This window comes from Thermosipho japonicus (genome assembly GCF_014201655.1).
Taxonomy (GTDB): domain Bacteria; phylum Thermotogota; class Thermotogae; order Thermotogales; family Fervidobacteriaceae; genus Thermosipho; species Thermosipho japonicus.
Map to the genome: position 1 here is coordinate 17,248 of NZ_JACHEX010000002.1, position 15,603 is coordinate 32,850.

The following is a 15,603-nucleotide window of genomic DNA, read 5'->3' on the forward strand; positions in this document are numbered from 1 at the left end:
AATTTTGCATTTTTTAACAATTGAAATAATTCTATAATAAGTGTACAATAGAAATACAAAATAGTAAAACTCTAAATAAGCAAGTTTTACTTCAAAATCAGCAATTTTCTCTAGTTTATTGAAAAATACTAACAATAAACTCTATTTACAATTCATTTATTTAATTTAAAATTGTAAGTGGTAACTACAAAAAACTAGGAGGTGTTATTAAATGATCAAAAAGAATTATCTTTTGGCTCCTGGGCCAACTCCAGTCCCATCTGAGATTTTACTTGAAGGCGCTCGTGAAACTATTCACCACAGAACCCCACAATTTGTAAAAATACTAGAGGAAACTTTGAATGAGTTAAAATATCTCTTTCAAACAGAACATAGAGTTTACACACTCCTTTCTTCGGGAACAGGTGCTCTAGAAGCTGCTGTAACAAACCTTTTAAACCCTGGAGACAAAGCAATTATTGTCGAAGCAGGTAAATTTGGAGAAAGATGGAGAGAAATTGCCGAAAGATTTAACGTAAACGTTGTATCCATTAAATTAGAATGGGGAGAAGCTGTTACACCAGAACAAATTAAAGAAGCTATTGAAAAACATCCAGATGCAAAAGCTGTATTTACAACATATAGTGAAACATCAACTGGTACCGTTATTGATCTTGAAGGTATCGCAAAAGTTACAAGAGATACAGATGTAGTCCTCGTAACTGATGCTGTTAGTGCACTTCTTGCAGAACCATTAAAGATGGATGAATGGGGAGTAGACGTTGTTGTAAGTGGTTCTCAAAAAGGCGTTATGCTTCCTCCAGGACTTGCATTTATTGCATTAAATGATAAAGCATGGAAATTAGTAGAAAATAGTAAAAATTCTAATTACTACTTTAACCTCAAAGCATACGCAAAAAAATACCCAGACAATCCATGGACTCCAGGTGTTAACCTAATATACATGTTAAGAAAAGCAATTCAAATGGTTAAAGAAGAAGGAATAGAAAATGTTTGGGAAAGGCACAGAATACTTGCAGATGCAACAAGAGCTGCAGTAAAAGCTATGGGGTTAGAACTATTCTCCAAACGCCCGGGAAACGTTGCAACCGCTGTTAAAGTTCCTGAAGGTGTAGATGGAAATAAATTAACAAAAATAATGAGAGATAAATATGGTGTAACAATTGCAGGCGGACAAGAACACGTAAAAGGTAAAATCTTTAGAATTTCAACGCTCGGATATTTGAGCATTTTTGACACAATTGTTGGTATATCTGCACTTGAGTTTGTTTTGAATGAACTTGGATACAAAGTAGAGTTTGGTACAGGAGTCAAGGCAGCTCAAGAGGTTCTCTTCAAGGAGGTAAACAAATAATGAGAATACATGTAAATGATCCTCTTGACAAGAGCGCCATGGAAAGGCTCATGAACTCTGGATACAATGTGACTTCAGAGCACCTTGAAAAAGATGAGCTAATAAAGGAAATTCCAAATATAGACGTATTAGTTGTAAGAAGTGCAACAAAAGTAACTGCTGACATCATTGAAGCTGGAAAGAATTTAAAAATAATTGCAAGGGCAGGAACTGGACTTGATAACGTTGATGTTGAAAAGGCAAAAGAAAAAGGTATTAAGGTTATAAACACTCCTGGAGCAAATGGAATTTCTGTTGCAGAACTTGCAATTGGGTTAATGATCTCTTGTGCAAGGCATATTGCAAAAGGAACAATGGATCTAAAAAATGGTGAGTGGACAAAAAAACAACTAAAAGGCCACGAACTTTACAAAAGAACGGTTGGAATTATTGGCTTTGGAAACATTGGAAGAGAAGTCGCAAAAAGATTACTTGCTTTTGACATGAGAGTACTTGCATATGATCCTTTTGTTAAAGAAACAGATATGAATGTTGAAATAGTTGATCTTGACACAATATTTAAGGAATCAGATTTTATTACAATCCACGTTCCTCTAACAAATGAAACTAAGCATCTAGTATCAAAAGAGGCATTTGAAAAGATGAAAGATGGAGTCATATTAATCAATGCAGCACGCGGTGGCGTAGTTGATGAAGAAGCACTTTACAACGCTCTTGCCTCTGGAAAAGTTTATGCTGCTGGCCTTGATGTATTTGAAGTTGAACCTCCAACAGATGAACTAAGAAAAAAACTTCTTGAACTTCCAAATGTTGTTGCGACACCTCATATTGGTGCTTCAACAGTTGAGGCACAACTGAGAGTTGGCCAAATAATAGTTGATAAGATTCTTGAAGAAGTTAAAAAGTTGTAATCTCAAAGAGTATAAAACAAAACCTCCACGCTAAATTGCGTGGAGGTTTATTTTTTTGGTGGAGCCGATGGGATTTGAACCCACGGCCTCTACCGTGCGAAGGTAGCGCTCTCCCAACTGAGCTACGGCCCCATCACAACTAATAATTTAGCACATTATTTTCTTTTGTCAACAAAAGTTTTTATCTTCCTAGTATTTTTGTTTTTCACAAATATCCCTTAAAAATACAATTTTCTTTCCATTTTTTCTGTTTTTCATATATTTTTTATAACTTTAATTCAAACTATAATACAAAAAAAAGATATGGGAGGTGTTTTGATGAATAAAGCATTAGAACTTGCTTATAAATACAAAAATGAAATCGTTAACTTCATGAGCAAACTCATAAAAGCAAAAAGCTACTCTGGACAAGAAAAAGAAGTTGTTCAAGTAATAAAAGAGGAAATGGAAAAAGTAGGTTTTGATGAAATTAAAATTGATGGATTAGGAAACATTATTGGAAAGATCGGAAATGGAAAATACAAAATTGCAATGGATGCACACATTGATACCGTAGACGTGGGAAATGAAAAACTTTGGGAAAAAGCCCCTTTCAGCGGAGATTATGATGAAAAATGGGTGTATGGTCGTGGAGCTTCCGATCAAAAAGCCGGAATGTGCTCCATGGTATATGGTGCAAAAATTTTAAAAGAATTGGGACTTTTTGATGACTTTACACTTTACATAACCGGTACAGTAATGGAAGAAGATTGCGATGGACTTTGCTGGAGATATATTGTAGAAAAAGAACATCTAAAACCTGATTTTGTTGTAATTACTGAACCTACATCGTTAAATATATACAGAGGTCATAGAGGAAGAATCGAATTTAGAATTAGAACTACAGGGCTGTCAGCCCATGCAAGCGCGCCTGAAAGAGGTGTAAATGCTATTTATAAAATGGCAAAAATAATAAATGAAATTGAAAAATTAAATGACCGTTTAAAAAGCAATTCTTTCCTTGGAAAGGGTACAATTGTTGTTTCTCAAATTTTCTTTAAATCTCCTTCTCATAACGCTGTTCCAGATGAGTGCGAAATACAGATTGATAGAAGAATAACTGAAGGCGAAACAAAAGAGACAGTTTTTGAAGAAATAAAAGATGTATTCAAAAGAGCTGGTGTAGAAGATGCTGAAATTATTGAACTTGAATACAAAAAGCCATCCTATACAGGTGAAATTTTTCCAACTGAAAAATACTTTCCAGTTTGGACTTTCCCAGAAGATAGTTTCATAGTGCAAGCAGCAAAAAAGAATTACATCAATGTTTTTGGCAAAGAACCTTTCATAGACAAATGGACATTTTCAACAAATGGTACTGTAACAGCAGGAGTATATGGAATACCAACTGTTGGTTTCGGTCCTGGAGAAGAAAGGTTTGCACATGCACCAAATGAAAAAGTAGAAATAGAACATCTTGTAAAAGCTGCTGCATTCTATGCGACTTTTCCAAAGACAATTGTTGAACTTTTGAAAACGAGGAGGGGGTAAGATGTCCACATTTTTTAGAGGAAGGCATTTTATAACCACACAGGATTTTACAAATGAAGAAATAGAACTTATGTTAGATCTTGCAAGAGATTTAAAAATTAAGTTCAGCCATGGAGAACCAACTCCATACCTTTTATACAAAACTTTGTTTTTAATATTCTTTGATGAAAGCACAAGAACAAGAAACAGTATGCAAGCTGGGATTGCACAATTGGGTGGTACCGGAATTTTCTTAACACCAGATAAAATGCAAATTGCCCATGGTGAAGTTGCAAAAGATACTGGAATAATCCTTTCAAGATTCGGTGATGGTATTGGAATTAGATTCTGCAAATTCGGTGAAGGAAATAAATATTTAAATGAGATGGCAAAACACTCAAAAGCTCCCGTCATGAATCTACAGGATGATATTTACCACCCTTTCCAAGTTATGGCTGACCTTATGACAATTCAAGAAAGGTTTGGAAAAAACTTAAGAGGATTAAAAGTAGGTATTAGTTGGGCATATGCTGAAAGTCATTTAAAACCATTGTCGGTACCTCAATCTCAAATATTGTTATTTACTAGGTTCGGCATGGATGTAACTCTGGCATACCCTGAAGGATTTGATCTAATGCCAGAAATTGTTGAACAGGCAAAGAAAAATGCTGAAATGTACGGCGGAAAGCTGGAAATTTCTCATAAGATGGAGGATGCATTTGTAGATGCAGATATAGTAATTCCAAAAAATTGGGGTGGCTTCTTTGTTTCAGATAATCCCGATGAAATTAGAGCAGAACAAGCCAAACACAAAAATTGGATATGTACGGAAGAATTAATGAAGCTTACTAAAAAACATTCGATTTATATGCATGCACTTCCAGCCGACAGAGGAAAAGAAGTTGTCGATAGTGTAATAGATGGTCCTCATTCCGTTGTTTACGATGAAGCTGAAAATAGGCTACATACAGCAAAAGCTGTAATGACTTTACTCATGGGAGGAAGATTTTAATAATGTTTGATTTGGGTATAATCAACGGAAAATTATACCTTGATGGGCAATATATTAACGCAAATTTATATATAAAATCAGGAAAAATAGTTGACATATCAACAACCTTTCAAAAAAGCAAAGAAGAAATTAATGCAGCCGGGAAGGTTGTTCTTCCCGGCTTTATTGACCCACATGTTCACTTTGAACTAAACCTTGGAAAGTATACTTCCGTTGATGACTTTGAAAGCGGAAGTATATCTGCATTATTTGGTGGTGTTACAACTATTATTGATTTTTTAGATCCAATATCAAACACTGAAGAATTAGAAAATGCTTTTAAAATTCGTTTATCCACTGCAAAAAAGTCCTTTGTAGATTACTCATTTCATGCAACTTTAGGAAATTTTGAAGGGGACTTCGATACTCTAATAAATAAAATAAAAGAACTTGGAACAACTTCTATAAAAATCTTTACTGCTTATTCTTCTAGTAATAGAAGAACTAATGACAAAAAGATGTTTGAATTGTTCAAAACTTCAAAAAATTATAACATCCCAATTTTAATTCATGCAGAAAATGAAGATATGATTATTGAAAATGTACCAATAAACTTTCATTCTAAAGCAAGACCCGAAATCTCTGAAATCTCTGAAATAATTAAAATTGCCGAATTTTTAAATCAAACAAAAGCATCTGTTTACATTGTCCATACAACTTGCGGAAGCTCAATTGAAGAAATATATAATAGATTTAACGATATTCTAAACAAAAACATCTTTTTTGAAAGCTGCCCTCATTATTTTTACTTTGATGATAGTGTATATGAATCTAAAAAAGGTCATCTTTACACTATGACTCCTCCTCTAAGGAGTAAAAATGAAAATGAAAAATTAAAAAATAATATTGATAACATTTTCTCAATTGGTACAGATCATTGTTCATTTAACAGCAAAGAAAAACGTAAAAGAAGAACCGGAAAACTTCCAATGGGAATCGGCGGAATAGAACATTCCTTTGTACTAATGTATTCATTATTTGGTGAGAAAATAATAGATAAATTTACCATAAATCCTGCAAAATTTTTCGGACTTTATCCCAGAAAAGGAACTTTGCTTCCCGGTGCAGATGCTGACATAGTAATTTTCGATTCAAAGTATAAAGGGAAAATAAGTATGTCACATACAAAAGCAGATTACGATCTTTACTTAGGAACTCAAATTAGAGGGAAGGTTGAAAAAGTAATTAAAAACGGCGTTATAACAATTGATCAAGATAAATTGGTCAATAAAGCCAAAGGCAGCTTTATCAGGAGGTAATTATATGAAAGCAATAATCAATGCAAAAATTTTTGACTATGAAAACTTTCATGAAAATTACTATATAATTTTCGATAAAAAAATAAATGATATTGGTCCTATGGAAAATTTTAAAGGTGCACCACAAATAATTGATGCAAAAGGAAATTTTGTTTTGCCCGGTTTTGTAATAGGGCATACCCACATTTATTCAACTTTTGCAAGAGGTTTAAACTTGCCATTTAATCCTTTGAATTTCAAAGATATACTTACTCAACTTTGGTGGAAACTCGATTCACAACTTGCAAAAGAGGAAAACTATTACAGCGCGCTTGTTGCAGGAATTGAATTCATCAAAAACGGTGTAACAACAGTAATTGATCATCATGCAAGTGGACTACAAATAAAAGGAAGTTTAAACACATTAAAAACGGCTCTTTGTGATGAAATTGGATTAAGAGGAATCTTTTGTTTTGAAACCAGTGACAGATTTAATGTAGATGAATGCATAAACGAAAATTTAGAGTTTTTAAAGACGCGTTCTGAAATGCATGCTGGATTATTTGGGCTTCATGCTTCACTAAGTTTATCTGATAACACTCTTGAAAAAGTGTCTAAGCTTTATAAAGGCCCAATCCATATTCACACTGCTGAAAGCATAGACGATGTAGAAGATTCCCTTTCAAAATATGGACTTCGTGTAATTACTCGATTAGAAAAGTTTGGTTTGTTGAGGGAAAATTCAATACTTGCCCATTGTGTTCATGCTTCAGTAGAGGAACTTGAATTAATATCAAAAAAGAACTGCTTTATCGCATTAAATGTTACATCAAATATGAACAACGCTGTTGGATTACCAAATTACAGATTAATGAAAAAACACAACGTTAAGGTTATAACAGGAAATGATGGTTTGGGATTTAATTTTGCAAGAGAACTCTTAAATCTCTATTTTTCAATGAAATTAAAAGGAAATTCACCACTTTCTTTTTCCTTTGACGACTTAAAAAGTATAATATCAAATACTTATGAAATTGCAAGCAAACATTTAAACATTAAATTAGGAAAAATTAAACCAGGATACGCTGCAGATTTAATTATTGTTCCATACACTCCTCCAACTCCTTTAAATAGCGAAAATGCTTTTGGGCATGTAATATATGGATTATTTGATAATTTTAGACCTTCTCATGTTATAGTTAACGGAAAAATTTTAATGCAAAATTATGAAATAAAATTGCAAGTAGATGAAATATACAAACAAGCAAAAAAAGTTGCCGAAAATCTTTGGAAAAAGTTAAACAAATAAACCAAGGGGGGAAATTAGATGGATCTATCAACTAATATATCGGGAATAAAAATTGATAACCCAGTTATGCCAGCTTCTGGACCTTTAGTCGGAGACTATGAAAAAATAAAGTTTATTGATTCTATGGGTGTTGGAGCAATTGTTACAAAAACTATATCGACAAAAGCAGCTCAAGTACCAAGACCGTGCATATATGGTGAAAACAATTTTGCAATGAATGCTGAACTATGGTCAGAATTACCTCCTGAAAAATGGATTGATGAAATACTTCCAAAAGTCAAAAAAGACCTAAAAAAACCTCTTATTGTTAGTGCAGGCTACTCAAAAGAAGATATGGAAAAATTAATACCGCAATTAGACCCATTTGCAGATGCATTTGAAATTTCAACACATTATGTAGGAAAAGATTACAACACAATAGCTGAAATAGTTAAAGCTATTAGAAAAAACACAAATAAACCAATCTTTATGAAAATAAGCCCACATATTCCTGATCCAGTTGAATTTACAAAAGTTGCCATAGAAAATGGTGCAAATGGGATTGTAGCAATAAATTCTCTTGGCCCAACTATAAAAATAGATATTAAAAGTAGAAAAATTTTAATTGGAAATGAAAAAGGACAAGTTTGGATGTCTGGGCCTGCAATCAAACCGATAGCACTTTCTATTGTTAAAACTATCCGTGATGCTTTTAAAGATATTACAATAATAGGAGTAGGCGGTATAAAAAGCGCAGATGATGTAATAGAATTTCTTCTAGCTGGTGCTGATGCAGTTCAACTATTGTCTTCTGCACTTATCTATGGAAAAGATATATATGAAAAGATAATTAATGATCTACCTAAAAAGCTTGAAAAATATAACTTTAAAAGTATTGAAGATGTTAAATCTCAAAGAGTTACTGATTATCAAGTAAAATATTCTCCAAATCATCCAATTGTAGATTATCAAAAATGTACCTTATGCAGAATTTGTGAGAGAGTATGTCCATACTTTGCAATAAAAATTGACGAAAAAGTTAACGTAGATAATTCAAAGTGTTTTGGCTGTGGTCTTTGTGAAAGTAGATGTCCTGTCAAAGCAATAAGTGGTGTGCTATAATATTAAAACAAAAATCTAAAAAAATTTACATTTATAGTATATTGACATAGGTTCTTTGTTATGCTATAATGAATATCGGTCTCTGAAATTCGGGGCGTAGCGCAGTTGGCTAGCGCGCCTGTCTTGGGAACAGGAGGCCGCTGGTTCGAGTCCAGTCGCCCCGACCATATGCGGGTGTAGCTCAATTGGTAGAGCATCGGCCTTCCAAGCCGAGGGTTGCGGGTTCGAGTCCCGTCGCCCGCTCCAAAAAGAATTTGCGCGCCCGTAGCTCAATAGGATAGAGCACCGGACTTCTAATCCGGGGGTTGTGGGTTCGACTCCCGCCGGGCGCGCCAAAATTTAATATATAACTATTGATGGTGGCTATAGCTCAGCTGGTAGAGCGCCTGACTGTGGATCAGGTGGTCGCGGGTTCAAATCCCGCTAGCCACCCCATTTTTTATTGTATAACGCGCCTGTAGCTCAACTGGATAGAGCGTCGGACTTCGGATCCGATGGTTGCGGGTTCAAATCCTGCCAGGCGCGCCATACGGGACAGTCCCACCACACAGACTTAGCAAAATTTTACTTAACAACATTGTAAAGGAGGTATTAGTATGGAAGTCCTTAAAGTTGCATCAGGTTCAAATCCAAACAAAGTTGCAGGTGCTCTCGCAGGTGTAATTAGGGAAAAAGGGAAGGCTGAAGTTCAAGCAATTGGTGCAGGTGCTGTAAATCAAGCAGTTAAAGCTATTGCAATTGCAAGAGGTTATTTGGCTCCAAGTGGAATTGATCTTGTCTGTGTTCCTGCATTTACCGATGTTAATATTGAAAATGAATCAAGAACTGCTCTTAAATTTATTGTTTTTCCAAGAGAATAACTTAATTTATAATATGAAAAAAGCCCGGTCTTTTTGACCGGGCTTTTATCTTTTTAATTATCTTATTCATTTATTCTGATATATCTTGGTGTGTCATCATAGCTATCAATTTTGCCACCTAATCCTTTTTGAATGTATTCTACTACAACGTCAGCTAGTACAAAGCCTGTGTCATATCCTGTTGCTTTTGCTTCTTTAAGCATTGAATAGCCATCTCCACCACCAGCCATATAATTATTTGTTACAACTTTATATACTTTATCCATTTCTAATGGTTTTCCATTTACCATTACTTTTGTTACCTTTCCATTTTTGCTTTCAAATGTAAGACCTGCAACATGTAAAAATGCACCTTTTCCTTCTGGTATATTTGCTGCGTATTCTAATACTTTCATTATGTCTGAACCTTTCATCTTCATAACGTATACTGTGTTTCCAAATGGAAGAACTGTTAAGATATCTCTAATTGTAATTTTTCCAGGTTCAATAGATGCTCTAATTCCTCCACCGTTTTGGAAAGCAATATCTGCACCTGTCTTCCAAAGCATTGCATCAGTTATAAGGTGTCCTAGATTTGTATCTCCTGATCTTACATGTGCTCTTTCACCGTCAAGTAATACTTTTGTTTCACCAATTACTGTATCAAGTTTCTTTGATCCAAGTTTTGCAAAGTAATCAAGTGGAACTTTTACATACATTGCCGGCTCATATGGTTTTCCAACGTATTCATAGATAGCATTTCCGTTTTCATCTTTTCCTTTATAAACTTTTAGATTTACTGGAATTGGGGTCCAATTCCATTCTTTTATTTTTCCGTTTTCAACATCTAAATCAAGTTTCCCAACAATTTTTCCCCATTCCCATGCTTGAACAATTATTGTATTATTAATAACTTTAGCTTCTTCAAGCTTTGTGTGGCTATGACCATCAATAATTACATCAATTCCATCAACATTTTGTGCAAGTTCTTCAGATGTTGTATAGTTTCCTTCATATTCTTGACCCATTCCAAGGTGTGTTAATGCAATAACTACATCTGCTTTTTCTCTTAACATTGGAACAAGTTCTTTTGCAACCTCTATAGCATTTCTAAATTCTAAATCTTGGCTGTATAGTGGTTCAAGAATACTTGTTTCTTCAGTTGTTAAACCAAAAATTGCTACTTTAACTCCACCAACATTTTTGATTATATATGGTGTAAAGAATGGTTTTCCATCTTTATATATATTTGCTGATAAAAATGGAAACTTTGCAATGCTCATCTGATACTTTAAAACATCGCGAGGTTTATCAAATTCATGATTTCCAACTGCCATAGCATCTAACTTCATTCTATTAAGTGCAAAAATATCTGGTAATGCATTTAATAAATCTGATTCTGGAACACCTGTGTTAATATCGCCTGCATGCAAGAACAACACATTTGGATTCTTAGCGCGTTCTTCATCAATTATGGATGCTATTACTGCAAATCCACCAATATCTGGATTGTGATATTCACTGAAAGTCCATGCATGACCATGTGTATCGTTTACATGGAAAATGCTTATTTTAACTGCAAATACACTTAATGCCAAAACTACCATCAAAACAACTAAAAACTTCAAATTCCTCATACAAACACCTCCTTTTAGGGTTAAAATTAATTAAGTTCCTCCTCAATCAATTGTTTCCTATACATTTTCGCATAAAGCCCATTTAAATTCATTAGTTCATCATGTTTTCCACTTTCAATTATTTCTCCGTTATCAAAAACATAAATCATATCTGCATTAGTCAAAACCTTCAACCTATGGGTAATAATAACCATGGTTTTATTTTTCATACTTTCTCTCAAAGTTTTAATAATTTTTTCTTCAGTTTCAGGATCTACTGCCGATAAACAATCATCAAATATATATACATCACTATTCCTAATTAAAGCTCTTGCAATTGTAACTCTTTGCTTTTGTCCACCCGAAAGTGTAACTCCTCTTTCACCCACAACTGTGTCATAACTTTTTGGAAACCTTTCTATATCACTATGAACAGCAGAAAGCATTGCATATTCTTTTACCTGCCATTCTTCAAAATCTTCCATTCCAAATGCAATATTATTCTTTAAACTTGTTGAAAACAGAAACGTTTCTTGTGGAACATAGGATATTTTCGTTCTAACAATTTTTGATGGAATATCATTGATATCATAACCATTAATAAATACGTGACCTCTTTGAACAGGATAGAGCTTACTTATTATCTTTACTATTGTAGACTTTCCACTCCCTACTGTTCCAACGATTCCAACCAATTGGCCTTTTGAAATTTTCATGTTTACGTTTTTCAAAACTAGTCTATCGGATTCTGGATATGCAAAATTTAGACCTTTAATTTCAATGTTGTCAATACTTTCTATTTTTATATCTTGATTTTCAGGTTCGACAACCTTTGATTGTGTATTTAAAATATTCAATACTCTGTTATACGATGCCCTACCATTTTGAATTATATTGATAACCCAACCAATTGCTGTCAAAGGCCAGACTATCATACCAATATAGTTATTAAATGCAAAAAATTCTCCTAATGTAATTTTTTGGTTTATAACCATCGGGCCACCATATGCAATAGTTATAAAGTAAGCCATAGAACTGATAAAATGTATTAGTGGCCACATAATTCCCCAAACTTTTATTAGAGAAAGCGTTGCTTTAAAATTATTCTTTGCCTTAACTTGAAATATTTCTTCAAATTTTGGCAAAATAGAAAACGTTTTTAAAATTCTTACACCATCTATTGATTCTTCAGTAAAACCACTTAAATCAGAAAATGTATCTTGAACCTTTTTTGAACGCCTGTAAATAAATTTTCCAAATACAAGGGAAATAAGTACTATAAGCGGAAGTGGTATCAAAGCTATAAGTGTTAATTTCCATCCAACACTAGTTGCCATAAAAAAGATCGTAATTACAGACATAAATGATGCATCAACCATCATCACTATTCCAGGTCCCATCATTCTTTCAATATTGTTCATATCATTTGTAAAATGTGCCATTAAGTCTCCACTTCTATGTTTATCAAAAAACGACATATCAAGTGAGAGAATTTTGTCGTACAAAATTTTTCTTGCCTCATATGTAAACTTTCTGGCACTTCCAATTATGAAAAATCTCCAGAAAAACCTAGTAATAAACATTCCAATTGCTACCCCAATTATTCCAAGCGCCATAACTTTTGCAACATTAACATCGGGAGTTTTTACATTTAGACTATCAACCGCACGGGAAATAAACTTTGGAACAACAAGTTGAAGCGTATCAACCACAATGAGTGTAAATACCCCAGCAAGGTAAAACCAAAATCTTTTCTTTACAAAGTCTTTGATCAAGTGTTTTCACCTCTCAACTTTTCCTATGAATACGTCCACATTTCCTATATGCTTGTCAAATAATCCGCTTTGCGAACTAGTATTTCCGATAAATATTATACCATTTTTTGTAATTAATCCATACTTTACTTCATCTTCTTCATATCCACCATTTACTATAGTCCATTTTCCTAAATTTGAAATAAACAAATCTCCAAAGCCTTTTGCCGTATAATATGTGTAAAAATCACCATCTCTTGAATTAGTACTTCCAAATAAATATACATTATCTTTATAAATTTTTATGTCATTGCAAATATCATTACCACTACCACCAAGCAATTTTTCCTCTAAACGCACTCCATCCTCATTAAGTTTTAAATAGTAAATATTTGCATCTTCTGTTTCTCGATCTTTATTAAAGTATACCTTTGAAACAACATAGACAAAACCGTCTGTAATATTTAATGCACTTGCTGTATCGTTATTTTCCCCACCAAACACCCTTGTAACTTTCGGTTTGAAATTTTTATCCAAGTACATAACAAATATATCTTTCATACCATAGCTTTTAGGTATATCCATATCTTTTGACATAGTATTTCCAACAATTACATAACCCTTACTTGTCTTTGCAAAGCTTACAGCTTCATCAAGCTTACTTCCACCGTAATTTCTAGTCCAAATTACTTTTCCGTTATAATCAAGTTTTTGTAAAAAAACATCATTCCAACCATACAAATGTACAAAATCATCGGACCATGTATCGCCCAAAATGTAAATACCATCATCACTTAACATTAGCTTTTTAGCAGTATCTTTATATTTTCCTCCATATCTCTTTTTAAAAAGAAAAATACCATTTTTCAATGCAGAAAGGATGTAATCTCCATCTTTGGTATTTGCCAAAATATAAAAAACACCATCTTTTTCTTCAACATCAACACCTTCACCTTTAATGTTTAGATCTAAGTTATATTTCCCGCTAACATCGCGTAGTATGACGTTTTCTCCACTAGTCATTAAAATAAATATATCATCATTTATTTGCAAAACATCATTTACATAGTCATCATTTTCTGTGCCAATTACATCAATTATTTCAACTAAAGGACCCGTTTTAAACTCGAAAATAGGACTTTCCACACTATTTACGCCATCTGAAACAACCAGTTTCCAAAAATAAGTAGTGTCGGGTAAAAGTCCCTTATACTCATAACTTTTTGCTTTGTAATTAGATACAATCTTTTTTAATTTATCTTTCCCTGTTCCAAGGTACAAAGTTACAGAAGGTTCAGTTTTATCATCTTTAATATTCCACCTAAACACTATCTTGTCTGAAATTCCACTAAATCCATCCTTTGGAAAAAGAACTTCAAAATTTGGTGGGACATTATCTTTACTTTCAACAAAAATTTCCTTGTAGGGACTATATATCTTTTGCCCCGATTCATTTTCAACCTTCAATCTTACCTTATACCTAACCCCTTCTTTAAAATCAGTAAAAAGATAAAAATCTTTATCCAATTTTATTTCTCTTTCTTTATCTGATAATATTTGCAAATAATATTTATAGCCATCCAATCTTTTAAATGAAATCAAAAATCCATCTTTCTTCTTTGCTATATCAAAGGTTGGTATAAAATCTACCTTTTCTTCTTCACTTTTAATTTCAAAATAATTTAATTTCGATTCTGTCGCTCCACCAAATTCATCAAAACAAACAATCTTCCAACTGTATCTACCAGCTGGAAGATTTAACCTGTAAAAATTATTTTTTAAATCTATCTTGTTTACATTGTTTGAAGAATCATACAAAAATAAAGAATAACTTAGTGGATCATTATCTGGATCTTTGGCATTCCACTCAAAACTTACCACATTTTTATCAACACTTGCTTTTACATCTTCCAAAATTGGAAAATTATTAACTATTGTAAATGTAGCAATACTACTTTCAATTAATTTATTTCCAAACTTAGATTGTACTTTCCAATAGTAAGTTCCAGGTTTAAGTACTTTTTCAAAGTTATTATCTATACCTGAATAAATCTCTTGCATAGATTCTTTGCTATTTCCAAGAAAGACATGGGAAAACAAAGTAATCTGTCTTTTATAATCAACATCCCAAGAAAATTTTACTTTTCTTTGTTTTACAATTTCGCTTGCACCTGGTGATTTTAAAACAATTGAAGGAACATCTTTTTTTGAAATTTTAACTATTAATATTAACGAAAATATAGTGAAAAAAACAAAAATAAGATAAATTAGTAATCTCTTTTTATTATCCAATCATATCTCCCCCTAAAAAACTATCACCTTCCAAATCATAGAAAATACAACAGCAAATGCAGGGCTTATCCACCAGACATGATCAAATTTTTTTATTTTCCACAGTCTATACAAAAACCCTAACAACAACGATAGAAATGCAAAGAAAGGCTTGTTAGCTAAAAAGAAAACAAAAAATGCAAGTCTTTCAGAAATTCCCTCTAAATCTTCAAACATTTCATCCTTTGTGTAAAAATTTCTAAAAAAGTAAGACAAAGCTGTAGTTACAAGAGCCATTCCCAAAATGTACAAAACAAATTCTTTTGAAAGGTAAGAAGTATAAAAATATTTATAAACACTATAATTAAAAATAAGGGCCAAAATTATGCCTGAAATTTCTATTAAATGATAAAAACTCTCCTTTTTAACCTTTACCCTTAAATAGTCAAGAACAAGGTGGATTGCAATAAAAGTAAATAAAATAACTGGTGCATTTTTGAGTAATGTATCAAAGGTAAATGCAAGTATCGCAAAAACAGACCATATAAGGTGTTCAATTAATTTCCAACCTTTTAAATGCCTCAATTTACTATTGTGAGTAAAACCGTGATCTGCAACATAATGCCCCAAAAATAGATGTATCATTCTAT

At 32.9% G+C, this 15,603-nt stretch carries 12 protein-coding genes and 6 tRNA genes; 13 read left to right on the forward strand and 5 right to left on the reverse strand.

The window, feature by feature from the left end; translation table 11 throughout:
- The first annotated feature begins 211 nt into the window (after nt 1-211).
- Both HNP65_RS03980 and HNP65_RS03985 read left to right on the forward strand, forming a co-directional pair.
- Nucleotides 212-1,354 carry a pyridoxal-phosphate-dependent aminotransferase family protein gene (locus tag HNP65_RS03980; RefSeq protein ID WP_126993817.1) on the forward strand — a complete coding sequence of 381 codons (1,143 nt, stop codon included), beginning with the start codon at nt 212-214 and terminating at the stop codon, nt 1,352-1,354.
- Nucleotides 1,354-2,265, forward strand: a complete 912-nt coding sequence (locus HNP65_RS03985) for a hydroxyacid dehydrogenase (protein ID WP_184619046.1) — start codon at nt 1,354-1,356, stop codon at nt 2,263-2,265. The genes HNP65_RS03980 and HNP65_RS03985 overlap by 1 nt, the downstream gene beginning before the upstream one ends.
- A gap of 56 nt (nt 2,266-2,321) precedes the next feature.
- On the opposite strand, the gene HNP65_RS03990 is transcribed toward HNP65_RS03985, so the two are convergent.
- Nucleotides 2,322-2,397 (reverse strand) — tRNA-Ala (locus HNP65_RS03990).
- Between the two features lie 186 nt (nt 2,398-2,583).
- Here HNP65_RS03990 and HNP65_RS03995 point away from each other — a divergent pair.
- The 11 genes from HNP65_RS03995 (at nt 2,584) to HNP65_RS04045 (ending at nt 9,333) form a co-directional block, all read left to right on the forward strand.
- Complete coding sequence (locus tag HNP65_RS03995) at nt 2,584-3,795, forward strand: YgeY family selenium metabolism-linked hydrolase (RefSeq protein WP_184619047.1); 1,212 nt, start codon at nt 2,584-2,586, stop codon at nt 3,793-3,795.
- A gap of 1 nt (nt 3,796) precedes the next feature.
- On the forward strand, nt 3,797-4,786 hold the full coding sequence (locus tag HNP65_RS04000) for an ornithine carbamoyltransferase (protein ID WP_184619048.1): 990 nt from the start codon (nt 3,797-3,799) through the stop codon (nt 4,784-4,786).
- Between the two features lie 2 nt (nt 4,787-4,788).
- Entirely contained in the window at nt 4,789-6,084 is a 1,296-nt protein-coding gene (locus tag HNP65_RS04005) for a dihydroorotase (protein WP_184619049.1), read from the forward strand.
- A gap of 4 nt (nt 6,085-6,088) precedes the next feature.
- A complete protein-coding gene (locus tag HNP65_RS04010) occupies nt 6,089-7,372 on the forward strand; it encodes an amidohydrolase family protein (protein WP_184619050.1) in 1,284 nt (427 codons plus the stop codon).
- Nucleotides 7,373-7,390: 18 nt separating this feature from the next.
- Nucleotides 7,391-8,473: a 4Fe-4S binding protein gene (locus HNP65_RS04015; protein ID WP_184619051.1), complete on the forward strand. Its 1,083-nt coding sequence runs from the start codon at nt 7,391-7,393 to the stop codon at nt 8,471-8,473.
- Between the two features lie 90 nt (nt 8,474-8,563).
- Nucleotides 8,564-8,640, forward strand: a tRNA-Pro gene (locus HNP65_RS04020).
- Nucleotides 8,641-8,643: 3 nt separating this feature from the next.
- Nucleotides 8,644-8,719, forward strand: a tRNA-Gly gene (locus HNP65_RS04025).
- A gap of 12 nt (nt 8,720-8,731) precedes the next feature.
- A tRNA-Arg gene (locus HNP65_RS04030) sits at nt 8,732-8,808 on the forward strand.
- 24 nt (nt 8,809-8,832) lie between these two features.
- Nucleotides 8,833-8,908: transfer RNA gene (locus HNP65_RS04035), tRNA-His, on the forward strand.
- A 16-nt stretch (nt 8,909-8,924) separates the two neighbouring features.
- Nucleotides 8,925-9,001, forward strand: a tRNA-Arg gene (locus tag HNP65_RS04040).
- A 68-nt stretch (nt 9,002-9,069) separates the two neighbouring features.
- Nucleotides 9,070-9,333, forward strand: a complete 264-nt coding sequence (locus HNP65_RS04045) for a stage V sporulation protein S (RefSeq protein WP_004104037.1) — start codon at nt 9,070-9,072, stop codon at nt 9,331-9,333.
- 62 nt (nt 9,334-9,395) lie between these two features.
- Here the strand turns inward: HNP65_RS04045 and HNP65_RS04050 are convergent, their stop codons facing one another.
- From HNP65_RS04050 to HNP65_RS04065, 4 genes are read right to left on the reverse strand one after another with little or no spacing between them, the layout of a single operon-like run.
- Nucleotides 9,396-10,949, reverse strand: coding sequence for a bifunctional UDP-sugar hydrolase/5'-nucleotidase (locus tag HNP65_RS04050; protein WP_184619052.1), 1,554 nt, complete (start codon nt 10,947-10,949; stop codon nt 9,396-9,398).
- Nucleotides 10,950-10,975: 26 nt separating this feature from the next.
- Entirely contained in the window at nt 10,976-12,703 is a 1,728-nt protein-coding gene (locus HNP65_RS04055; protein WP_184619053.1) for an ABC transporter ATP-binding protein, read from the reverse strand.
- 6 nt (nt 12,704-12,709) lie between these two features.
- A complete protein-coding gene (locus tag HNP65_RS04060) occupies nt 12,710-14,974 on the reverse strand; it encodes a fibronectin type III domain-containing protein (RefSeq protein WP_184619054.1) in 2,265 nt (754 codons plus the stop codon).
- Between the two features lie 12 nt (nt 14,975-14,986).
- Nucleotides 14,987-15,598: a hypothetical protein gene (locus tag HNP65_RS04065; RefSeq protein ID WP_184619055.1), complete on the reverse strand. Its 612-nt coding sequence runs from the start codon at nt 15,596-15,598 to the stop codon at nt 14,987-14,989.
- Nucleotides 15,599-15,603: the final 5 nt, after the last annotated feature.